This window comes from Cupriavidus sp. 05T42 (genome assembly GCF_056396345.1).
Map to the genome: position 1 here is coordinate 184,031 of NZ_JBFTLH010000002.1, position 21,014 is coordinate 205,044.

Here is a 21,014-nt window from a genome sequence, read left to right on the forward strand (position 1 = left end):
CTTTCCGCCGTCGGCGTTCGCCACCGCACAGAACTCCTGCGCCGCGCGTCCACAATCCATGGTTCATCCCGCGCGCCTCTGCCAGCGCGCGAACCCCTCATTTCGATGGCGATGAGACGACACGATGAACAGGCTTCTGGCTCGCCTGGCCGCGCTGCTGGCGTGGGGGCTGGTCGCGATGGGCGGCGCGCAGGCGTCTGACTTCGCCTGCCAGCTGGCGCCGCAGTCCGCCTCGGTGCGCTGCGACGATCTGGTATCGCCCGGCCAGCGCTGCGGCAGCCCGCCGGACCGCCGCCCCGTGGCCCAGCGCATGATCTGCGAATACGCGATGCTCCACATGGGCTACGTGCGCATCGACGACGACCAGCGCCGCCAACTCCGCGCCGGCACCCTGCGCATGGGCGACTTGCAGGCGTGGCGCCGCAAGCGCGATGCCTGTACTTCCGTGCCGTGCCTCGACGCCGTGTTCGCCGAGTGGTGGCGCCACCGCAGCGACCGGCTGTCCGCCGGGCGGCCGCCCGCGCAGCCGCCGGCCAGGCCGCTGCAGGCGCGGCCCGCGCAGGAATTCGCCATCCCGGCCCGCCCGGAGCTTCCGCCGGCGACCCTCGTACCTGCCGCACCCTCCGCCGCCGCATCGCCCCCCATGTTGCCCGACGCCGAGCCCGTGCTGGCGATGACGATGGCGACCGCGCCTGACGCCCTCCCGCAGTCGTCGCTGCTTTCTTCGGTGCACGACACCCGGCCGCCGCTGCCCAAGGAGGAGATCGGCGCCGCTTTCGCCACCTTTTCCACCCGGCATGCGATGGCCTGGGCCTGGCTGCTGTGGCTAGGGCTGCTGCTGGTGGCAAGTGTCGGACTGGACTGGGTCCTGAAGCGCCGCGGACGGGCGCCGCAGGCGGAGGGCCAGCCGGAAGCCGCGGGCACGGCCGGTGTGGCCGGTGTGGCCCGACATCATCCGGCCATGTCCCGTGTGGCGATTGTGCTCGGCATGCTGCTGGTACTGAACGCGATCCTGCTGCTGGCGGTGTTCGTCAGCCGCTAGGGTCCAATTAACCAGTCTGAGTTAGAGACAGCCCCATTCCCGGTCATCGAAAATGCACTTGGCACGCTGCACGCCGGCGTGGCCATCGGTTCATTCGTCCAATGGGTGAGCGCCGCACGCCGGCGCGGGAAGTGTCTATGCAGCAAGGCGGTACTGCCCTCCCGGTCAATGAGCATGTTCTGCGCATCATCTGGCCGTTCCTGCCCGTGGTGGTGGCGCTCGCATTGTTCTGTCTGGCCAGCGTCGACATGTTGTCCGCCGCGCGCGGTTTCGTGGCGGGCGAGAGCCTGTGGTCGAAGGGGCAGAAAGATGCGGTGATGCATCTGCTGCGCTACACCGACTCGCGCGACCCTGCCGACTTCGCCGCCTACCGGCGTGCCATCGCCGTGCCCCTCGGCGACAAGCAGGCGCGTCTCGAACTCGAAAAACGTCCGGATTTCGATCGTCAGGTCGCCGTGGAAGGCCTGCTCGTCGGCGGCAACCACCCCGACGACATCCCCGGGATGATCCGGCTGTACCGCTACTTCCGGAATGTGACCGAAATCGACCAGGCGATTGCCGTCTGGGCCGCCGCCGACGTGGACATCGCCCGTCTGACCGTCGTGGCAGACAAGTTGCGAGAATGTGTCGGCGCGCGGGACGAAGCGGCCTGCCTGCCGCCGCTTCAACGCGAGATTGCCGAACTCGACGCGCGGCTCGGGCCGATGGAGATTGCGTTCTCGGCCACGCTCGGCCAGGCATCGCGGCGTGTGCGGGGCGTGCTGCTGTCCGGCACCGTCCTGCTGACGATCCTGTTGCTGGGCTGTGCCTCATGGCTGTCGATGCGCACCCAGCGCAAGGAGCGTGAGCTGCGCGCCGCGCTGGCCAAGAGCGAGCAGCGGCTGCAACTGGCCGTGGCGGGCAGCGACGATGGCCTCTGGGACTGGCATCCCCACCATGGCGAACTCTATTTCTCGCCGCGCTGCGCGGAGATGCTCGGCTTTGGCGCCGACGAGTTGCCGCACGCACGCGAAACCCTGCTGGCCCTGATGCATCCGGCCGACGTCGCCGAGTTCGACCGCCAGCTGGCCCGCCACGTGCGCGAGGGCACGCCGTACGACGTGGAGATCCGCCTGCGCCGCAAGCAGGGCGGCTACCTGTGGGTCCGCGCGCGCGGCCGCATGGTGCGCAGCCCGGTGGGCAAGGCGGTGCGGATGGCGGGCTCCCTGAGCGACATTTCCGACCGCAAGCGCTTCGAGGCGCAGTTGTTCGCCGAGAAGGAGCGGGCGCAGGTCACGCTGCGCGCCATCGGCGAGGCGGTGGTGACGACCGATGTCTGGGGCCGCATCGATTCGATGAACCCCGCCGCGGAGGGGCTGACCGGCTGGTCCGAGGCCGAGGCAGCCGGCTGCTTCCTGGCCCAGGTTTGCCCGCTGCTGGACGAATCGACCTGCACGCCGGTGACCGACCTGGTGCCGCGCGCGCTGGAAGACCGCTGGCCGAGCCAGTGCGTGATGCTGCTGGCGGGGCGTGCCGGCGGCGGCCCGGTGGTGGTCAAGCCATCGGTGGCGCTGATGCGGGACAAGGGGGGGCACGCCATCGGCGTGGTGTTGGTGCTGCACGACGTGAGCATGGAGCGCGCCCACGCCGCCCAGCTGGCGCACGAGGCCAGCCACGACGCGCTGACCGGGCTGGTCAACCGCGTCGAGTTCGAGCGCCGCGTGGCCACCGCCATCGCCCGCGTGCGGCAGGAGGGCGCCGCGCACACGCTGATGTACCTCGATCTCGACCAGTTCAAGGTGGTCAATGACACCTGCGGCCATGCCGCCGGCGACGAGCTGATCCGCCAGATGGCCGCCGTCATGCGCCAGCAACTGCGCAAGGGCGATACGCTGGCGCGGCTTGGCGGCGATGAGTTCGGCGTGCTGCTGGAACACTGCGATGCGGGCGATGGCGAGCGCGTGGCCGAGGCCCTGCGTCGTGCCATCGCCACGTTCCGCTATGCGCATCGGCAGAGAATCTTCTCATTGGGTGTCAGCATCGGACTGGTACGAATCGATGCCGGTACCGGCAAGGTCGAGGAGGCGCTGAGCGCAGCTGATGCGGCGTGCTACATGGCGAAGGAGGGCGGCCGCAACCGCGTGCAGGTGTATCTGCCGAACGACAGTGTGGTGCGCGCCCGGCACGGCGAGATGGAGTGGGTCAGCCGGGTGCACGCGGCGCTGAGCGCGGGGCGTTTCTGTCTCTACGCGCAGGACATCGTGCCGTTGCAGCCGTCCGAATCGGATTCGGCAGGCGCGGCAGGGCGGCATATCGAAGTGCTGCTGCGCCTCGTGGACGAGCAGGGCCAGCTGGTGCCGCCGATGGCCTTCGTGCCAGCGTGCGAGCGCTTCAACCTCATGCCGATGATCGACCGATGGGTCGTGGAAACCGCGTTCGCGGCGCTGGCGCGGCTCCAAATCGAGCGGCCTGGCGAGATCGGCATGTGCTCCATCAACATGTCCGGTGCCTCGCTGGCCGACGCGCACTTCCCCGGCTTCGTGCGGCAGCAGGCTATCCGCCATGACATCGCTTTGTCTGGCATCTGTTTTGAAATCACGGAAACGGCGGCGATCAACAACCTCGCGCAGGCGGCGGCCTTTATCGAACAGCTGCAGGGCATGGGCTGCGTCTTCGCGCTCGACGACTTCGGCGCGGGCATGTCGTCATTCGCCTATTTGAAACACCTTCCAGCGGCTTACCTGAAGATCGATGGCAGCTTCGTACGCGAGATGCGCGATGACCCGGTCAATGCGGTGATGGTAGAGGTGATCCAGCGGATCGGGCACGCGATGGGCAAGAAGACCATCGCCGAATTCGTCGAGTCGGAAGCCATGCGGGAGCGGCTGCAGGCGTTGGGCGTGGACTACGCCCAGGGGCAGCTGATCGGCGCGCCGCTGCCCTTCGCGCGCGGCAACGCCGTGGTGGTGGACGGCGCCGAGCGGTTCGCCGTCACCCTCTAAGGCAGGTTCAGGGCAGGTTCAGGGCTGGGCCGGCGGCGGTGCGTCCGGCGTGGGGGAAGGCACCAGCGGATCCCGGAAGCCGGTATCGAACGCCTTCGCGGCCACGACCTCGGCCGCGCTGGCCGGGGCTTTCGTGTCCTGCCAGGTCTTGTAGGCCCAGTATCCGGCGCCAGCGACCATGCCGTATTTCGACAGCTTCCAGGCCACGCGGCCGATGGCGGTCCGGCGCAACAGCGGCATCGCCAGGGTGATGGCGGTACTCAGCATCGGGTATTCGCGCGTCACGCCCAGCATCTTGAGCCAGCCCGAGGGCCGGGTCAGCCGGGGCAGCCAGGAGCCCAGGTTGGTCATGCGGCGTGCGCCGCCGCGTACCTGGCGCAGCGCCTGCACGGCGTCGTAGCGTTCCAGTGCCGCGCGGGTGATCAGCAGTTCCTTGCGGACGGCCAGCGGCAGCTGTACCTCGCGCGAGAATCGCACCGGGCGCGGATGCTCGGCGCGGCGTTCGTCCATGGAGTCGTCGTCGGGCGTGGTCATCGGCGCAGCATCTCCCGGTCCTTGTCGAGTTCGGCGAGCGTGTCCGCGAACAGCGGCGGGGCGTTGCGCACCATGCGGCGCGCGGTAAGCAGGCAGGCGGCCATGCAGACCAGATAAATCACGACGATCGCGCCGATGGCCTGCCAGCGGTAGGTTTCCCAGAACAGGATGGCGACGAGAATCGTGAACGTCATTAGCGCCATGCCGAAAAATACCAGCCCGAAGCAGGCCAGCAGGGCGACTTTCATCAGCCGGGTGCGTTCCTCGGCCAGTTCCACGCTGGCAAGTTCCAGGCGCGTCTGGACCATCGACACCATCGAACCGGTCAGGTTGCGCAGGGAGTCCAGGAACTTAGGGGAAGGGGATTCGCTCATGCGGCTCCGGCGAAGAATCGATGCGCCAAGATTGGCGGCATCCTCGATGAGCGGACCGGGCGGCGGCATGGCGCCGCGCCTCCCGGGCCTTCGGCGCGGGCCGGCGCGGGCGCGGGGCCCGGATGCCGGCCGGCTTGCGCCTGTCTTACTTGCGGTTCAGCAGCAGGCCGATCAGCAGGCCCACGCCGGCCGCCACGCCCACGGCCTTCCACGGGTGGTCATGCACGTAGTCGTCGGTGGCACGCGCGGCGGCCTTGCTCTTGGTGACCACGGCGTCCTGCAGATCCTGGGCTTTTTCCTTGGCCTGCTTCAGCAGGCCCATGCCGCGCTCGCGCAACTCGGCAGCCTTCTCGCCGGTGGTCGAGGCCGCTTGCTTAAGCAGTTCTTCGGCATCGGACAGAACGGTCTTCACATCGCTCATCAGTTTCTCCTGTTTGCGGGCGGTTGGTTCGAATGGTGACATTTTGCCTTGCTCGCTATCGCTTGTGGCGCTTTCTGTCTTCCACTTAGGATATGTGGCGGCAACCCATCGTTTCAAGGCAAGCCGCTCACCCGACCGTCTTTATGACTTCGAGTGATTTTATAGTGACTTTATATTCGTTTCGGTTGGATCGCAATCCAACTAAGCTGGTTCCTTCAACCTTCCCCCTGGAGATTTTCAACAATGGCACTGCGTCTTGGCGACATCGCCCCGGACTTCGAGCAAGAATCGAGCGAGGGCCGCATCCGCTTCCACGATTGGCTGGGCGACGGCTGGGGCGTGCTGTTCTCGCACCCGGCGGACTACACCCCGGTCTGCACCACCGAGCTGGGGCTGACCGCCAAGCTGAAAGGCGAGTTCGAGAAGCGTAATGTCAAGGCCATCGCCCTGTCCGTGGACAGCGTGGAGTCCCATAAAGGCTGGATTGGCGATATCAACGACACCCAGTCGACCTCGGTGAATTTCCCGATTCTGGCCGATGCGGACCGCAAAGTGTCTGAGCTTTACGACATGATTCACCCGAACGCCAACGAAACGCTGACCGTGCGTTCGCTGTTCGTGATCGATCCGAAGAAGAAGGTAAGACTGATCATTACCTACCCGGCCAGTACCGGTAGAAATTTCAACGAAATCCTCCGCGTCATCGATTCCCTGCAACTGACCGACCACCACAGCGTGGCCACGCCGGGCAACTGGCAGGACGGCGACGACGTGGTGATCGTGCCGTCGCTGAAGGACGAGGAGATCATCCGCCAGAAATTCCCGAAGGGCTACAAGGCGGTTCGCCCCTACCTGCGCCTGACGCCCCAGCCGAACAAGTAAGCCGGCCGGCAGGCAGGCAAGTGTAAAAAAGCCCGGCTTGCCGGGCTTTTTTACATCGTCTTCCGCTGAAAAAACGCGATCAGAAGAAGGCTTGCAGGCCGGTCTGGGCGCGGCCCAGGATCAGCGCGTGGATGTCGTGGGTGCCTTCGTAGGTGTTGACCACCTCGAGGTTGACCACATGGCGGATCACGCCGAATTCGTCCGAGATGCCGTTGCCGCCGAGCATGTCGCGGGCTACGCGGGCGATGTCGAGCGACTTGCCGCACGAATTCCGCTTCATGATCGACGTGATTTCCACGGCGGCCGTGCCTTCGTCCTTCATGCGGCCCAGGCGCAGGCAGCCTTGCAGGCCCAGCGTGATCTCGGTCTGCATGTCGGCCAGCTTCTTCTGCACCAGCTGCGTGGCGGCCAGCGGGCGGCCGAACTGCTTGCGGTCCAGCGTGTACTGGCGGGCGGTGTGCCAGCAGAACTCGGCGGCGCCGAGCGCGCCCCAGGCAATGCCGTAGCGGGCCGAATTCAGGCAGGTGAACGGGCCCTTGAGGCCGCTCACGCCCGGCATCAGGTTCTCTTCCGGCACGAAGACCTGGTCGAGCACGATCTCGCCCGTGATCGACGTGCGCAGGCCCACCTTGCCGTGGATGGCCGGCGCGGACAGGCCCTTCCAGCCTTTTTCGAGGATAAAGCCGCGGATGGCGTCCTTGCCGTCGTCGCCGACCAGCTTGGCCCAGACCACGAAGACATCGGCGATCGGCGAGTTGGTGATCCACATCTTGGCGCCGGACAGCTCGTAGCCGCCGTCCACCTTCTTGGCGCGGGTGATCATCGAGCCCGGGTCGGAGCCGTGATTCGGCTCGGTCAGGCCGAAGCAGCCAATCCATTCGCCGGTAGCCAGCTTGGGCAGGTATTTCTGCCTCTGGGCTTCCGTGCCGAATTCATAGATCGGCACCATCACCAGCGACGACTGCACACTCATCATCGAGCGATAGCCGGAATCCACGCGCTCCACTTCCCGTGCGATCAGGCCGTAGCTGACGTAGTTCAGGCCCGGGCCGCCGTATTGCTCGGGAATGGTCGGTCCCAGCAGGCCCAGTTCGCCCATCTCGCGGAAGATCTCGATGTCGGTCTTCTCGTTGCGGAAGGACTGGAGCACACGCGGCATCAGCTTGTCCTGCGAGTACGCGGCGGCGGCATCGCGCACCATGCGTTCTTCGTCGGTCAGTTGCTGATCCAGCAACAGGGGGTCGATCCAGTTGAATTCGGCATTGGCAGCCATGGAGGTCTCCTTCTTTGGTGGCGCGCCGAGGGGCGGGGGCAGCCCTCGAACAGGTGTAGTGAAGTTCCGCATTGCGGAACCTTGTTCCGATGAGCTAGTATAGCCGAACCGATCCGCAGTGCAACAGGGGGTGGACCCGATCCCGCCCTGCCGCACGCCAGGTGGATCATCCTTCTCATGGAGCCACGCCTTGGCCACTTCCTCATTGCCCGCCCCGGCGGCAAACGCCGATACCGAGCGCCCCGCGCGCGAAAGCGATCCGAACTTCGTGACGGCGCTGGCGCGCGGCCTGGAGTTGCTCCGTTGCTTCCGCACCGGCGAGGCGATGCTCGGCAATCAGGATTTCGTGCGCCGCACCGGCTTTCCGAAGGCGACGGTCAGCCGGCTGGCCGGCACGCTGGTGCAGCTGGGCTACCTGCGCTATGACGACAGCCTGGGCAAATACGCGCTCGATGCCGGCGTGCTGGCGCTCGGTTTCTCGTATTTATCTGCCTCGGACGTGGTGGCGCTGGCGCGTCCCCACATGCTGGCGTTCGCGCAGGCGTATGGCGTGTCGGTGTCGCTCGGCAAGCGCGAGCGGATGGAGGTGATCTATCTCGAATCGATACGAAATGACGCCGGCGTGATGCTCGGCCTCGGCGTGGGGTCGCGGCTCTCGCTGATGTCGAGTTCGATGGGGCGCGCCTATCTGGCCGCGCTGCCGGCCGCGCGACGCGAGCGCGTGCTGGGCGAATTCGCACTGGCCTATCCGGAGCAGTGGAAGCAGCAGGAGGCGCCGATGCGCGCCGCGCTGGCCGAGGCTGAGCGGCTGGGTTATTCGGCCTCGTTCCGGGACTGGCATCCCGCTATCCACGCCTGCGCCGTGGCGTTCCGGCCGGTGGGGGAGAAGGACCTGCACATGATTAGCTGCAGCGCGTCGTATGGCACGGTGGCCGAGCAGGTGTTCCACGAGACCCTGGCCCCGGCGCTGCAGGCGCTGGGCGCGCGGCTGTCCGACCCCGGCGCGCGCTGATTGGACGCAAGTTCAAAGGTCCGTGCGCAGCTTCCACAGTTCCGGGAACAGCACCACGTCGAGCATCTTGCGCAGGTAGCCGACGCCCTCGGTGCCGCCGGTGCCGCGCTTGAAGCCGATCACGCGCTCCACCGTGGTCACATGGCGGAAACGCCATTGCCGGAAAGCATCCTCAAGGTCGACGAACTTCTCGCCCAGCTCGTAGAGCTCCCAGTATTTGGACGGATTGCGATACACCTCGAGCCAGGCCGTCTCCACGGACGCGTTGTAGATCGTCGGTTGGGTCCAGTCGCGCTCCACCACCTCGGCGTCGATCTGGAACCCGCGCCGCGCCATCAGGCGGATCGCCTCGTCATACATCGACGGCGTGTGCAGCGCGGCATCCACCAGCGCCAGATGCTCGGGCCGGTGCGCGTGCGGGCGCAGCAGCGCCGCGTTCTTGTTGCCGAGGATGAACTCGATCTCGCGATACTGGTACGACTGGAACCCCGATGACGCGCCCAGGTAGGGCCGCATCGCCGAATACTCGGGCGGCGTCATTGTCGCCAGCACGTTCCACGCCTGCACCAGTTGGTCCATGATGCGCGACACGCGCGCCAGCATCTTGAACGCCGGGCGCAGTTCGTCATTGCGCACGCCGTCGCGCGCGGCGCGCAACTCGTGCAGCATCAGCTTCATCCACAGTTCCGTGGTCTGGTGCTGGACGATGAACAGCATTTCGTTGTGGTCCGGCGAGCGCGGATGCTGGGCGCTCAGGATCTGGTCCAGACCCAGGTAGTCGCCGTAGCTCATGTCCTGCGCGAAGTCCATCTGCGCGCCGTGCCACTTGTCGTCCGTCGCATCGCCGGCGTTGGCCGATGCGCCGTGTCCCATCGGACATCCCTTGAATTCGCTCATGGTCCGCTCCGCTCAGGTCACTGCCGTCCGCACGGCGAAGCGCGCGTCGCGATAGGCGCCGCTGTCGAGCACGTCTCGCAGAATCTCCACGGCGTCCCAGACTTCCGTGAAGCTCGTGTAGAGCGGCGTGAAGCCGAAACGGGCGATGCCGGGCTCGCGATAGTCGCCAATCACGCCACGTTCGATCAGCGCCGCGACCAGCGCGTAGCCGTCCGGATGGGCGAAGCTGACCTGGCTGCCGCGCCGGGCGTGCTCGCGCGGCGTGACCAGGGTCAGCGGGTGCGTGGCGCAACGCGCCTCCACCAGCGCGATAAACGCATCGGTCAGTTTCAGGGACTTCGCGCGCAGCGCGGTCATGCTGGTCTGGGCGAAGATGTCCAGCCCGCATTCGACCATCGCCAGCGAGGTCACCGGCTGCGTGCCGCACAAGAAGCGGCCGATGCCCTCGGTGGGGCGGTACTGCGGCGACATCGCGAACGGCGCCTGATGGCCCCACCAGCCGGACAGCGGCTGCCAGAACGCGTCGCGCAGCGCCGGCGCCACCCAGACGAAGGCCGGCGAGCCGGGGCCACCGTTCAGGTACTTGTAGGTGCAGCCAATGGCGTAGTCGGCGCCGGCCGCGGTCAGGTTCACCGGCACCGCCCCGGCCGAGTGGGCGAGATCCCACACCGTCAGCGCGCCGCGCGCGTGGGCCAGTTCGGTCAGTCCGGCCATGTCGAGCATCTCGCCGGTCTTGTAGTTGACGTGCGTCAGCATCAGCACAGCGGTGTCGGGGCCCACGGCGGCTTCGATCTCGGCCGGGCTGTCCACCAGGCGCACCGAGTAGCCTTGCTGGAGCAGGTCGGCCAAGCCCTGGGCGATGTAGAGGTCGGTCGGGAAGTTGCTGGCCTCGGAGACGATCACGCGGCGTGCCGGGTCGCGTTGCTGCTGCACGCGCAGCGCGGCGGCCAGCACCTTGAACAGGTTGATCGAGGTCGTGTCGGTGACCACCACCTCGTCGTGCCCGGCGCCGATCAGCGGGGCCAGCCGGTTGCCGAGCCGGCGCGGCAGATCGAACCAGCCCGCCGAATTCCAGCTACGGATCAGGCCCTCGCCCCATTCGGCGGACACCACTTCGGCGGCGCGCGCGGCGGCGGCACGCGGACGGGCGCCGAGCGAATTGCCATCGAGATAGATCACGCCGGCAGGCAGCGCGAACTGCTCGCGCAGGCCGCGCAGGGGGTCGTCACGGTCGAGCGCGACGCAGTATTCACGGGTCAAATTCATGGGCTGGAAATCAGACGATTCTGAAAAAGGTCAGGCGAGGGCGCGCAGGATGGCGCGTACCGGGCTGGCATCGAGCGTGGCAAGGCGCAGCGGCAGGGCGATCAGTTCGTAATCACCCGCCGGCACGTCGTCGAGCACGATGCCTTCGAGAATGGCAAGCCGGTGGTCGCGCACGGCGTGGTGCGCGTCCATCGTCTTCGAGTCCTGGGGGTCTAGCGAGGGGGTGTCGATGCCGACCAGCTTCACGCCGTGGCGGGCCAGCAGCGCGATCGTCTCGGCGGCCACCGCGCAGAAGCCCGCATCCCACGTGCCCTGCGGCGCCGTGGCGTAGGTGCGCAGCAGCACGCGCGGCGGCGTGCCGGCCAGCGCGGCTTCCACGTGGCGCGGCAACACGTGCGGGCCGGCGCCGATGCAGTCGATCACGCGGCACGGGCCGAGGTAGGCGTCGAGCGGCACCGCCCCAATCGGCGCGCCATCGGCCACGTAGTGGAGCGGGGCATCCGCATGGGCGCCCGTATGGGGCGACATCGTCATCCGGCCGACATTGACCGGGCACTGGCCATCCATGACCCAGGCCGGGTCATGCTGGAACGGAGTGTCGCCGGGCCACACCGGCGTGGCCGGTGAGACGGGTGGGGTGATGTCCCAAATACGGCGGGCATCGTGAAAATCGGGGGCGTGGGGCATGGGGGCGGCAGGGATCGTGAAGATCGTTGCGTCGATGACCGCATCATAGTCAAAAGCGCCCAGAAGAGGCTTGCGAAATGCCCCGTCCTGATGGGCATGTTTCGCATAGAATTGTGTGGATCGACCAAATATTCGCAGATTCTGCGACAAACACGGATATGACCCTCGACCCCATCGATTTGCGCATTCTCACCTGCATGCAGGAGAACGGCCGCATCAGCAATCAGGATCTGGCCGACAAAGTGGCGTTATCGCCCTCCGCGTGCCTGCGGCGCGTGCGCTTGCTGGAGGAGCAGGGAGTGATTGGCGGCTATCGCGCGTGGTTCGATGCCGAGCGGCTGGGGCTGGAGATCGAGGCCATCGTGCAGGTGTCGATGCGCCACGACCTCGAAGGCTGGCACGACACCTTCAACGCCGCCGTGCAGGCGTGGCCGGAAGTGCTGACTGCCTATGTGATTACCGGCGACAGCAACTACATCCTGCGCGTGCAGGCGCGCAACCTGAAGCACTACTCGGATTTCATCGTCAACCGGCTCTACCGCACGCCGGGGGTGATGGATATCCGCTCGAACATCGTGCTCCAGCGGATCAAGACGGATGGCTCGCCGCTGGCGGCGCTGCATGCCGACCAGGGCGGGAAAGCGTAGAAACGGGAAGGGGACCGGCTTAGCGGTCCAGTGGCGAGACCGTGGAGAACTGGCCGCCCTGGAACACCAGCGGCTGGCCGCCGCAGTCCTGCAGGCCGCAGCGCTCCACTTCGCCGACGAAGATCACGTGGTCGCCTTCGTCGTAGCGGCTGCGGTTATGGCATTCGAACCAGGCCAGCGCGTTGGCGAGGATCGGCAGGCCGGTTTCGGAGAGACGATAGTCCACGCCGGCGAAGCGGTCGCCCTTGAGCGAGGCGAAGCGCTGGCATAGATCCATTTGCGACGCGCAGAGCACATTGATAATGTAGTGCGTGCCATCGCGGAACATCGGCAGGCTGTTGGCGCGGTTGGCCATGCTCCAGAGCACCAGCGGCGGGTCCAGCGAGACCGAGTTGAACGAGCTGGCTGTGATGCCGACGAACGGCGCGCCGTTGGCGTACGGATGCCCCGCCGCGCGCGTGGTGATGACGGTCACGCCGGTGGCGAACTGCGACAGCGTCCGCTTGAAATGCTGCGAATCGAAGTCGGGCGAGGCGGCCTTGCGGCCCGTGATGGGGTCGTCGTCCTCGGCAGGCATGCCCATGTCTCGGGCTCCACACAAATCCATGATTTTCATTGCATCGTCAGCCGGTACGCCTTGTACGGATGTCACCTTGCGCCGCGCGCAGGGGCGCGTCGGTGGGATTTCGTACAAAACGGTCCGGAATCGCGGCGGCCGAAACCCGGCGCCGATCGTCCCCCGATTGTAGCGGAGTCCGGACATTTGGCCCGACGGTAGGGTCTTTCGCGCCGGCTGGCCCGATACGCGTTCAGAGCCGGTCCGCGATGGCCTCGGCCAGCCGCGCGATGCTCAGCGGCGCGCAGCCTTCGGCGTTGTTGCTGACGATCACGTAGGCCGGCTGGCCCGTGCGCAGCGTGCGCGCCACCACATCGGCAATGGCGTCGCGCGTCTCCGGGTCAGGTTCGACGATCTTGTCGAACGGGCCGTAGGCCTTTTCGGCCATCGCATAGGAGCGGCCTTCGCGCAGCATCCAGCGCAGCACCAGCGGGCCGGGCGCGCCCTCGTCCATCAACGCCTGCGCGGCGGACTGGCGGGCCACGGGCGGCAGGCGGTCGCGCGCGGCGAGGCAGAAGCGCACGCCACGGTCCCGCAGCAGGCGGATGTAGCGCGGCGTGAGCAGGGCCGCGTCGCGGATCTCCACCGCGTAGCAGGCGTGCGGGGTCAGCGTGGGGTCCAGCGGCGGCAGCGCGGCCAGGAAGGCGTCCAGCCGGGCGAGGAAGGCGGGGCCGTCATCGCCCACGCCCGCCAGCGGCGACAGTTGGAACAGCAGCGGGCCGCAATGCTGGCCGAGCCCGCCTGTGGCCGGCACGATGCAGTCCCGGATCGCGATCTCGGGATTGAGGAAGCCCGCGTTCGGCAGCCGCCCGGCGCCATCGGGCCCGCGCAGCCAAGCATCGCAAACGCTGGCCGGCGCCTTGACGAGGAAGCGGAAGCCCTCGGGCACCTGTGCCGCATACTGCATATAGTCGGTCAGCGGGATCGGCCCGTAGAAGCCCCGGTCGATCCCCGCCGCGCGCAGCAGCGGATGCTGGCCGCAGGCGCGCAGCCCCTTGCGCGAGAGCAGGCTCTCGGTGTACTGGCCATCGTAGACCAGCCCGTGCCAGCCCGGATACGACCACGACGAGGTGCCGAAATGGAGGTTGGGCGGCAGCCGCTGGCCGAGCGCGACCAGCGCGGCGTCGGGCGTCCACGGCGCGACGACCTTGCCGGCGGGCTTCTTCTTGGGCAGTTCGCCAGCCGCAGGATCGGCGGCTGGCGAGGGTTCGGAGGAGGCGGGGAGCGGCGATGCGGGTGCATCGCCGAACAGGTCAAGCGTATCGTTCAATCGATTCAGACGGCATTGCCGATCGTGGCGTCATAGATATAGCGTCGCGACCAAGGCAGGGTGTCGGCCGGGCGGCGCGCCTTGTGGCACACCACCTGGTAGATCGACATCTGGTCGGTCGTGAACGCGTGGGCGGTACCGGCCAGGTAGATGCGCCAGATGCGGTATTTCTTCTCGCCGACCATCTTCCGGATCGTCTCGCCGTTGGCCTCGAAGTTGTTGGCCCAGTGGAACAGCGTCTGGGCGTAGTGCCGGCGCAGCAATTCTACGTCGAAGCCCTCGAGCCCGCCCTGCTGCAGGGTCTGGAGCACCATGCCGATGTGCGGCAGCTCCCCCTGCGGGAACACGTAGCGATCCATGAAGCCCGAGCCGTCCATCGGCACCTCGCCGCTGTGCGGGTCGGTGGAGGTGATGCCGTGGTTCATGGCCACGCCGTCGTCCGCCAGCAAGTCGCGAATGCGGCCGAAATAGGCCGGCAGGTTGGCCTTGCCCACGTGCTCGAACATGCCGACGCTGGTAATGCGGTCGAACTGGCCGGCGGTGTCGCGGTAGTCCTGGAGGCGGATCTCGATGCGGTCAGACAGCCCCGCGGCGCGTACACGCTCGGTGGCGAGGTCGAACTGGTTCTGCGAGAGCGTGATGCCCACGCAGCGCGCGCCGAACTTCTGCGCGGCGCGCAGCACCAGCGCGCCCCAGCCGCAGCCGATATCAAGCAGGGTCTGGTCCGGCTGGAGCCGGATCTTGGTCAGGATGTGGTCGATCTTCTTCAGCTGCGCGGTGGCGAGGTCTTCATTGCCGTGCTCGAAGTACGCGCACGAGTAGACCATGTTCGGATCGAGCCAGAGCTTGTAGAAGTCGTTCGAGACGTCGTAGTGATACTGGATCGACGCCTGGTCTTCCTGCTTGGTATGGGTGAAGTGCTCGGCCACACGGGCGAGGGCGCCGCCGGCACTGCGCGCGGCTGCGGCGGAGAAGCCGAAGGCGACGTTGATGATGTCGGCCAGGCGGCCTTCGAGGTCGATCTTCTCCTGGACATACGCCTCGCCGAGGTTGTCCAGGCTGGGTACCAGCAGCAGCGGCAGGGCGGTGGCCTCGCGTACCGTCAGGGTGACGTCGGGCTTCTCGAAATGGCCGAGCGGGTACTCTTTGCCATTCCAGAGCCGGAGCTTCACCGGCAGGTTGGCGTGCTCGCGCACGTCGGCGATCCAGCTGTCGAGCTGCTTGTCCAGGGCTTGTTTGAAAAACATGCGGCTTCCTCCCGAATTGGTTGCGGCACACCTCTCGTACGACCCTAAAACTTTACGCCAAAAGTTTGGATTGTGCAGTGCGCGTCCCCGGACGCCGCTTTCTGCCGCGTACTTGTCTGAACAGGCAGACAAGTACGCGGCGCGGGATTCAGGGCGACAGCCGCACGATATTCCAGCTGCCGTCGTCTTGCTTGCGATAGCCGATGCGGTCGTGCAGGCGCGACGGGCGGCCCTGCCAGAACTCGATCCAGGTGGGCGCCACGCGATAGCCGCCCCAGTGCGCGGGGCGCGGCGGGTTCTCGCCGAACTTGCTGCGGAAGTCGGCCTCGCGGGCCTCGAGCACGTCGCGGCCGGGCACCTCGCGGCTTTGCTCGGACGCCCACGCGCCCAGCCGGGAGCCAAGCGGGCGCGAGGCGTAATACGCGTCGCTCTCGGCCTCATCCACCTTTTCCACGATGCCTTCCACGCGCACCTGCCGCTCGAGCTGTACCCAGTGGAACAGCAGCGCCGCGCGCGGATTGGCCTGCAGGTCGAGCCCCTTGCGGCTCTCGTAGTTGGTGAAGAACGTGAAGCCGTTGGCGTCCATGCCCTTCAACAGCACGATGCGCGCGGACGGCTGGCCGTCGGCGTGAACCGTGGCGAGCGTCATGGCATTCGGCTCGGGCAGCTTGGCCTGGAGCGCCTCGTCGAACCAGGTCTGGAACTGGCGGATCGGGTCGGCGGCCACGTCGGATTCGGAAAGCGCGCTCAGCATGTAGTTGCGGCGCAGGTCGGCTAGTTGGGTCATGTCGCGATCACGAAGGAAGATGCACTTCGAGTATAGCGAATGCGCCGCGCAGCGCATTTGCGGTGTCGCAAATCGCCGCGCTTGTTTTAAGCTTTATTCGATCTCCGCCACTCGCGGCTTGCGGGACTGGTTGCGGGAGTAATAGCCCGCCATGCCCATCGCGCCTGCCATCGAGAGGAAGATCGGCAACATGCCGAGCGCCGTGCCGACCACACCGAAGGTCAGCGGCCACACCACCTGGCTGGTGTTGAGCACGGCCGAGCGCAGCCCGAGGGCCTCCCCGGCGCGGCCCGAGGGCGAGGCGGTATGGAGGATGTTCATCACATTGGGCTGTGCGCTGCCGAGCGCGAGGCCAAGCACGAAGGCCAGTCCGCACATCAGCCAGAATTCGGCGACGAAGGGGTAGACGAGGTAGGCCATGGCGCCCACCATCAGCGCGGTCCGAATGATCTTCCATTCAGACAAATGGCGCGATACCAGCGGCATGGCAATGCGGATGGCCAGCGTGGCGAGGGCGAACGCGCCGAGCACCCAGCCGATGGACGACGGCGACAGGCCGATGCGCGAGCCCTGGATCGGGATCAGGAACGCGTGCAGGTCCCACGCGGCCGAGAGCACCGCGCTGGCGATAAACACCGCGCGCAGTTCGGGATGCTGGAGCAGGTCCAGCGTGGAGCGGCGGCTGCCGTCCTCCACCGCGATCCGCCCGGCGTTGCCGCCCGTGGCCGGCAGGCGCGGCCGCACGTACTGGAGCCCGGCCTGGCCGAGCAGCGCCACCACCACCAGCACGCAGAACGCGGGCCGGAAGCCAGCGTGTTCGATGACATAACCCATCACCACCGGGCCGAGCGTGCCGGACACGGACAGCCCGAGCGCGTGATAGGTGTAGTTGCGCAGCCGCGTGTCCGGCGTGGAGACCTGCCCGATCAACAACTGCATGGCCACCTGGACCAGCATGAAGCCGACGCCGATCAGCGCGCACGCGACGTAGAGCGCGCCGATTTCCGGCCAGATCGCCGGCAGCAGCGTGCCGCCCACCACCATCAGCGAGCCCGCCGTCATCGGCAGGCGTGGGCCGATCTCGTCGATACGGCGCCCGGCGCGGATCGCCAGGAACATCGGCAGCAGCGCATAGAGCGCCATCAGCATGCCGAGCGTGACCGTGGAGGCTTTGAGCGAGATTGCAAACAGGGAAACGACGACGCGACTGGCGTTGAACGCCACGTGATTGCACACCGTCAGGGCGATCAGCCAGCTGATCGGCGGAACGGCGGCGTGAGGCAACGTCATGGGACGGGGCAGGTAGGGGGGAACTGCGTGGATCGCGCCGCCGGCAAGGTCTCCGTCCGGGTCGAAAAGTGCGCGAGAAAAAATAAGTGCGGCCGTGGCCGCACCTCACAAGGGCACCGTCACCGGACTGGAACCGGCAGCGACGACCGATGCATGCCATTCTGTTCAATGCTTTGCTTGTAAATGGCCGTTTAATTATGCGACCGTCCCGGGTCCGGACACAATGGTCATGTGGGGGGAAGTGCAAATCCGCAACACCCGGGGCCGATAGATACGGATCGGATGTTGCGGATTTCGTCGAATGACGAGGTGAGGAGGGCCTTATCCGCCCTGATAAAGCTGCGCGTCGTTGGACGGCTGCATCGGCTTCTGCTGGACCGATGGCGTGGGCTTGCGCGGCTCGGTCGGCGCCGGGCCCGGCTGGCCCTGCGCGGCGGCCGACTTCGACGGCGACTCGGGAATCGCCGGGCCGGCGGCCTGCTTGCCGGCGCCGCCGGTGGCCGGGTCCTGATAGCTCTTGCCCGGCGGTGGGGCGGTCGGGCGCTTCTTCAGCTCGGCCAGCAGGCGGGCGCACTGGCTTTCGTCGCCGCCGGGTGAGAGGTCCAGCAGGGGCACCACCAGCGCCACCGGCGCGGTCAGCGCCAGCGCCAGCGCGCCGCCCGCCCGCAGGGCCAGCACGGCGATGTTCGGGCTCACCGTTGGGTTCTTGAACGTGCCGCCCACATACAGCGGCGACCGCAGCGAGATGATCCGCAAGCCCTTGGAATCGGGATGGATGGTCAACGCCAGCCGCTCCTCGCCGAAGTCGATCGCGCCATCGGTGGTGATCACGGCGTCCTGGGTGTCGAGCACGAAGGTGCGGGCCCGGGCGATGCCGTCCTTGACCGCGAAGTCGCTCACGCCGCAGTTGATCTGCACGGGTTTGTCGCCGAACAGCTTGGAAACCACCACGCTGCCCACGTTCAGGCCGATGGCCTCCAGGATGAACTTGCTGACCGTGCCGTTTTCCACCAGCAGCTTGGCCTCGCCGTTCGACGAACCCATCAGCGCGGCGACCGAGTTGCCGGTGCCGGACAGCTTGGCGCTGCCATTCACCTCACCAACGCTGGCGCGCATCGAGTCCGCCTTCGGGAACAGTTGCTTGAGCTTCAGGTGGCGCGCGGTCATGTCGACCATGGCGCCCATCGGCTCGCGCTTGCCGTCCAGCCGGATCGTGGAGACGAGGTTGCCGCCGGCCACGCCGAAGTTGAGCGGGTCGAGCAGCAGCACGCCATCGGTCAGCTTCAGGTGGGTCTTCAGGTCGGTGATCGGCAGGTCTTCGTCGCGGACGATGCGCTTGCCGGTGAACGTCACGTCGGCGTCGATCTCATCCCAGCGCTCGGTGCGGAACGGCGCCACCGGCAGCGCCTTGTTGGCTGGCTGCTTGACCGGGCTCTCGGAGGCAGCCTGGCCGGGCTTGGCATCGGCGCCGATCAGCGGCGCGAGGTCGGCGAACAGCAGTTGCTTGGACACCAGCTCGCCAGACAGCAGCGGGCGCGGCGAGCGCTGGGCGAAGGTGAGCGTACCGCCCAGGTCGCTGCCGCCGACCTTGCCGGTGAAGTCCCGATACGTATAGGACGACGCCCCTTTCTTGAGCGTGGCCACAAGCCGGCCGCGCGTTTCATACGGTGGGGTGGAGGGCAGCACGATGCCGGTCAGCGCGTAGAGCTTGGCCATGTTGTCGCCGGACAGCATCAGGTTGACGTCGAGCGCGCCCAGGTGGGCCGGGTTGGTCAGCGTGCCTTCGATGACCGCGCGGGTGGCGCCCACGCGCACATCGGCCTGCACGGGATAGGGCGTGTTGACGTCGCGCAGGCTCAGTACCGTGCCGGCCTTGCCGCTGGCGTTGATGGTGGCCTGGTTGTAATGCCCGACTGCCTTCCAGCGGATGCCGTAGCGGCTGTCGGGCGCGGTGTCCTTGGTGTCTTTGGTGTCCTTCGCGTCCTTGCTGTCCTTGGCGATGGGGGCCGAGGCATCGACGGCCGATGCATCGGTCGGCGGCACCAGCGCGCCATCGCGGGCCTTGTCGTAGAGCGCCTGGTCGCCCACGGTGTCCAGCGTGGCCTGCATGTCGATCTTCTCGGCGGCATCGGCCAGTGCCAGATTGCCGCGCTGCAGCACGACCTCGCCAATATCGAGTTCCCAGCTCGACTTGCCGGTCTTGGGCCCGGTGTCGAAGGTCCAGTTGTTGCGCTTGTCGGCCAGCCGCTCGAGCCAGACGGCCGGGCTGTCCACGACGATGGTCGGCACGGCGATCTGGTGCGCCAGCAGCGGCAGCGGGCGCAGTATGAAGATGACCTCCCGCACGGTGGCCATATTGGGCGCTTTGGCCCAGTCGGGGTTGCCCACGGTAATGTCCCGGGCCGACAGACGCGGCCACGGCACCAGCGTGCGCCAGCCGGCCTCGCCCTGCGCGCGCTTCCAGGTGACGACGAGGTCGCCATTGATCGCAAACGGGCGGCCGATAGCCAGCGACACCTTGTCGTTGAGCCAGGGCTTGAGACGATTCCAATCGAAAGTCAGGATGACGATGACCAGGATCGCAATCAGGGCGAGCGGGGTGAACACGCTCCAGAGAATGATTTTTTGTCGGCGCGAGGCGGGCATGAGGTCGGACTCCTGTTGGCGCGCAGGGCCGGGCCGGCGTGGATAAGCCTGGCCTGCCATGCGGCGGATCAACCACTGCACATCCAATTTTAGGGGAGCGCGCCGCGCCGGCTTGTCGGCCTTGCGCTGACATTGCGGTCGCCGGACCGCCGATTTTTGGCGCCAGCCGGGCCGGCCGGGGTGACATAAAATAGCGAAATTCGCGATTTTTCCGCTTTGCGCGCTCCTCCCCCTGTCATGACCATTGCCGAGCTTTCCGGGCTGCCCGAGCCCCTGACCCACGAGACCCCCGAGGACGACGACTACCACCGGCGTTTCGGCGGCGTGGCGCGGCTATACGGGCCGGATGGCATGGCCCGGCTGGAGGCGGCCAGCGTCTGCGTGATCGGCATCGGCGGCGTGGGCAGCTGGGCGGCCGAGGCGCTGGCGCGCAACGCCGTGGGCCGCATCACGCTGATCGACCTCGACCACATCGCCCCGTCGAACACCAACCGCCAGATCCATGCGCTGGGCGATGCCTATGGCCGCGCCAAGGTGGAGGCGATGGGCGAGCGTATCGTGGCGATCAACCCGCGCTGCCGCGTCTCGCAGATCGACGATTTCGTGACTGAGGAGAACGTGGCCGAACTGCTGAGCGGCTTCGACTACGTGATCGACGCCATCGACGCCGTGAAGATCAAGACCGCCATCCTCGGCTGGACGCGGGGGTCGGGGCGTGGCGCGCGCATCCTCACGTGCGGCGGGGCAGGCGGGCAGCTCGATCCCACGCGGGTGCGGCTCGAGGATCTTTCCCGGACCGTGCAGGACCCGCTGCTGGCTAAGGTGCGCGGCAACCTGCGCCGCCAGCACGGCTTCCCGCGCAACCCGAAGCGGAAGTTCGGCATCCTGGCCGTGTATTCGGACGAACCGGTGCGCTATCCGGAGCCCGAACAGCAGGCTTGCGAGATCGACGAGGCCCCGCCCGCGCCGCGCGAGGCCCCGCAAGGGCTGGCCTGCGCCGGGTATGGCTCGTCGGTGGCGGTGACGGCGGTGTTCGGCTTCGTGGCGGCGTCGGCCGTGATCGGCGCGATTGTGGCCGGCAACGATGCCCGGCCGGCGACCGACGCAGCGGACGAGGATTGAGGACTGAGGATTGAGCGCTG

The 21,014-nt window shown here is 67.2% G+C and carries 19 protein-coding genes; 6 read left to right on the forward strand and 13 right to left on the reverse strand.

Annotated features, from left to right (window positions below):
* Positions 1-124: 124 nt before the first annotated feature.
* Together AC1EJR_RS02925 and AC1EJR_RS02930 are read left to right on the forward strand one after the other, a co-directional pair.
* Positions 125-1,042, forward strand: coding sequence for a hypothetical protein (locus AC1EJR_RS02925; RefSeq protein ID WP_454757240.1), 918 nt, complete (start codon positions 125-127; stop codon positions 1,040-1,042).
* 137 nt (positions 1,043-1,179) lie between these two features.
* The gene (locus tag AC1EJR_RS02930) at positions 1,180-4,023 is read left to right on the forward strand and encodes an EAL domain-containing protein (RefSeq protein ID WP_477112920.1); all 2,844 of its coding nucleotides are present in this window, start codon (positions 1,180-1,182) and stop codon (positions 4,021-4,023) included.
* A gap of 18 nt (positions 4,024-4,041) precedes the next feature.
* On the opposite strand, the gene AC1EJR_RS02935 is transcribed toward AC1EJR_RS02930, so the two are convergent.
* The 3 genes from AC1EJR_RS02935 to AC1EJR_RS02945 form a co-directional block, all read right to left on the reverse strand.
* On the reverse strand, positions 4,042-4,557 hold the full coding sequence (locus tag AC1EJR_RS02935; protein ID WP_092290495.1) for a DUF3318 domain-containing protein: 516 nt from the start codon (positions 4,555-4,557) through the stop codon (positions 4,042-4,044).
* Positions 4,554-4,931: a phage holin family protein gene (locus AC1EJR_RS02940; RefSeq protein WP_092290877.1), complete on the reverse strand. Its 378-nt coding sequence runs from the start codon at positions 4,929-4,931 to the stop codon at positions 4,554-4,556. Before AC1EJR_RS02940 ends, AC1EJR_RS02935 begins: the two co-directional genes overlap by 4 nt.
* A 145-nt stretch (positions 4,932-5,076) precedes the next feature.
* On the reverse strand, positions 5,077-5,394 hold the full coding sequence (locus AC1EJR_RS02945; protein ID WP_313818631.1) for an ElaB/YgaM/YqjD family protein: 318 nt from the start codon (positions 5,392-5,394) through the stop codon (positions 5,077-5,079).
* A 201-nt stretch (positions 5,395-5,595) separates the two neighbouring features.
* Between AC1EJR_RS02945 and AC1EJR_RS02950 the strand changes: the two genes are divergently transcribed.
* On the forward strand, positions 5,596-6,234 hold the full coding sequence (locus tag AC1EJR_RS02950; protein ID WP_092290490.1) for a peroxiredoxin: 639 nt from the start codon (positions 5,596-5,598) through the stop codon (positions 6,232-6,234).
* A 79-nt stretch (positions 6,235-6,313) separates the two neighbouring features.
* Here the strand turns inward: AC1EJR_RS02950 and AC1EJR_RS02955 are convergent, their stop codons facing one another.
* Complete coding sequence (locus tag AC1EJR_RS02955; RefSeq protein ID WP_477112834.1) at positions 6,314-7,507, reverse strand: acyl-CoA dehydrogenase; 1,194 nt, start codon at positions 7,505-7,507, stop codon at positions 6,314-6,316.
* 190 nt (positions 7,508-7,697) lie between these two features.
* Here AC1EJR_RS02955 and AC1EJR_RS02960 point away from each other — a divergent pair, with 190 nt between their 5' ends.
* Positions 7,698-8,519, forward strand: coding sequence for an IclR family transcriptional regulator (locus tag AC1EJR_RS02960; protein ID WP_092290486.1), 822 nt, complete (start codon positions 7,698-7,700; stop codon positions 8,517-8,519).
* A gap of 12 nt (positions 8,520-8,531) precedes the next feature.
* Here AC1EJR_RS02960 and kynA read toward each other — a convergent pair whose 3' ends face one another.
* From kynA to kynB, 3 genes are read right to left on the reverse strand one after another with little or no spacing between them, the layout of a single operon-like run.
* Positions 8,532-9,416 carry a tryptophan 2,3-dioxygenase gene (gene kynA / locus AC1EJR_RS02965; RefSeq protein ID WP_477104853.1) on the reverse strand — a complete coding sequence of 295 codons (885 nt, stop codon included), beginning with the start codon at positions 9,414-9,416 and terminating at the stop codon, positions 8,532-8,534.
* A gap of 12 nt (positions 9,417-9,428) precedes the next feature.
* Positions 9,429-10,682: a kynureninase gene (kynU, locus tag AC1EJR_RS02970; protein ID WP_092290482.1), complete on the reverse strand. Its 1,254-nt coding sequence runs from the start codon at positions 10,680-10,682 to the stop codon at positions 9,429-9,431.
* A gap of 30 nt (positions 10,683-10,712) precedes the next feature.
* Complete coding sequence (gene kynB, locus AC1EJR_RS02975; protein WP_149135440.1) at positions 10,713-11,369, reverse strand: arylformamidase; 657 nt, start codon at positions 11,367-11,369, stop codon at positions 10,713-10,715.
* 158 nt (positions 11,370-11,527) lie between these two features.
* Between kynB and AC1EJR_RS02980 the strand changes: the two genes are divergently transcribed.
* Positions 11,528-12,016, forward strand: coding sequence for an Lrp/AsnC family transcriptional regulator (locus AC1EJR_RS02980; protein ID WP_477112835.1), 489 nt, complete (start codon positions 11,528-11,530; stop codon positions 12,014-12,016).
* Between the two features lie 19 nt (positions 12,017-12,035).
* On the opposite strand, the gene AC1EJR_RS02985 is transcribed toward AC1EJR_RS02980, so the two are convergent.
* From AC1EJR_RS02985 to AC1EJR_RS03010, 6 genes are all read right to left on the reverse strand, one after another.
* Complete coding sequence (locus tag AC1EJR_RS02985) at positions 12,036-12,599, reverse strand: flavin reductase family protein (protein ID WP_092290476.1); 564 nt, start codon at positions 12,597-12,599, stop codon at positions 12,036-12,038.
* 226 nt (positions 12,600-12,825) lie between these two features.
* On the reverse strand, positions 12,826-13,902 hold the full coding sequence (locus AC1EJR_RS02990) for a DUF72 domain-containing protein (RefSeq protein ID WP_092290474.1): 1,077 nt from the start codon (positions 13,900-13,902) through the stop codon (positions 12,826-12,828).
* 5 nt (positions 13,903-13,907) lie between these two features.
* The gene (locus AC1EJR_RS02995; protein ID WP_477112836.1) at positions 13,908-15,149 is read right to left on the reverse strand and encodes a class I SAM-dependent methyltransferase; all 1,242 of its coding nucleotides are present in this window, start codon (positions 15,147-15,149) and stop codon (positions 13,908-13,910) included.
* 148 nt (positions 15,150-15,297) lie between these two features.
* On the reverse strand, positions 15,298-15,936 hold the full coding sequence (pdxH, locus tag AC1EJR_RS03000) for a pyridoxamine 5'-phosphate oxidase (RefSeq protein ID WP_092290875.1): 639 nt from the start codon (positions 15,934-15,936) through the stop codon (positions 15,298-15,300).
* A 93-nt stretch (positions 15,937-16,029) separates the two neighbouring features.
* Complete coding sequence (locus tag AC1EJR_RS03005) at positions 16,030-17,226, reverse strand: MFS transporter (protein ID WP_092290470.1); 1,197 nt, start codon at positions 17,224-17,226, stop codon at positions 16,030-16,032.
* 321 nt (positions 17,227-17,547) lie between these two features.
* The gene (locus AC1EJR_RS03010; protein WP_441590607.1) at positions 17,548-19,872 is read right to left on the reverse strand and encodes an AsmA family protein; all 2,325 of its coding nucleotides are present in this window, start codon (positions 19,870-19,872) and stop codon (positions 17,548-17,550) included.
* Positions 19,873-20,109: 237 nt separating this feature from the next.
* Between AC1EJR_RS03010 and AC1EJR_RS03015 the strand changes: the two genes are divergently transcribed.
* A complete protein-coding gene (locus tag AC1EJR_RS03015) occupies positions 20,110-20,994 on the forward strand; it encodes a tRNA threonylcarbamoyladenosine dehydratase (RefSeq protein ID WP_092290465.1) in 885 nt (294 codons plus the stop codon).
* Positions 20,995-21,014 lie beyond the last annotated feature (20 nt).

Bases quoted from the DNA above. Each gene is read 5' to 3' on its own strand.
- AC1EJR_RS02995 (WP_477112836.1), bottom strand. From the start codon at position 15,149: ATGTTTTTCAAACAAGCCCTGGACAAGCAGCTCGACAGCTGGATCGCC.
- AC1EJR_RS02985 (WP_092290476.1), bottom strand. From the start codon at position 12,599: ATGGGCATGCCTGCCGAGGACGACGACCCCATCACGGGCCGCAAGGCC.
- AC1EJR_RS02955 (WP_477112834.1), bottom strand. From the start codon at position 7,507: ATGGCTGCCAATGCCGAATTCAACTGGATCGACCCCCTGTTGCTGGAT.
- AC1EJR_RS02930 (WP_477112920.1), top strand. From the start codon at position 1,180: ATGCAGCAAGGCGGTACTGCCCTCCCGGTCAATGAGCATGTTCTGCGC.
- kynA (WP_477104853.1), bottom strand. From the start codon at position 9,416: ATGAGCGAATTCAAGGGATGTCCGATGGGACACGGCGCATCGGCCAAC.
- AC1EJR_RS03005 (WP_092290470.1), bottom strand. From the start codon at position 17,226: ATGACGTTGCCTCACGCCGCCGTTCCGCCGATCAGCTGGCTGATCGCC.
- AC1EJR_RS02980 (WP_477112835.1), top strand. From the start codon at position 11,528: ATGACCCTCGACCCCATCGATTTGCGCATTCTCACCTGCATGCAGGAG.
- AC1EJR_RS03015 (WP_092290465.1), top strand. From the start codon at position 20,110: ATGACCATTGCCGAGCTTTCCGGGCTGCCCGAGCCCCTGACCCACGAG.
- AC1EJR_RS02935 (WP_092290495.1), bottom strand. From the start codon at position 4,557: ATGACCACGCCCGACGACGACTCCATGGACGAACGCCGCGCCGAGCAT.
- AC1EJR_RS02925 (WP_454757240.1), top strand. From the start codon at position 125: ATGAACAGGCTTCTGGCTCGCCTGGCCGCGCTGCTGGCGTGGGGGCTG.
- AC1EJR_RS03010 (WP_441590607.1), bottom strand. From the start codon at position 19,872: ATGCCCGCCTCGCGCCGACAAAAAATCATTCTCTGGAGCGTGTTCACC.
- AC1EJR_RS02950 (WP_092290490.1), top strand. From the start codon at position 5,596: ATGGCACTGCGTCTTGGCGACATCGCCCCGGACTTCGAGCAAGAATCG.
- AC1EJR_RS02945 (WP_313818631.1), bottom strand. From the start codon at position 5,394: ATGTCACCATTCGAACCAACCGCCCGCAAACAGGAGAAACTGATGAGC.
- pdxH (WP_092290875.1), bottom strand. From the start codon at position 15,936: ATGACCCAACTAGCCGACCTGCGCCGCAACTACATGCTGAGCGCGCTT.
- AC1EJR_RS02940 (WP_092290877.1), bottom strand. From the start codon at position 4,931: ATGAGCGAATCCCCTTCCCCTAAGTTCCTGGACTCCCTGCGCAACCTG.
- kynB (WP_149135440.1), bottom strand. From the start codon at position 11,369: ATGCCCCACGCCCCCGATTTTCACGATGCCCGCCGTATTTGGGACATC.
- kynU (WP_092290482.1), bottom strand. From the start codon at position 10,682: ATGAATTTGACCCGTGAATACTGCGTCGCGCTCGACCGTGACGACCCC.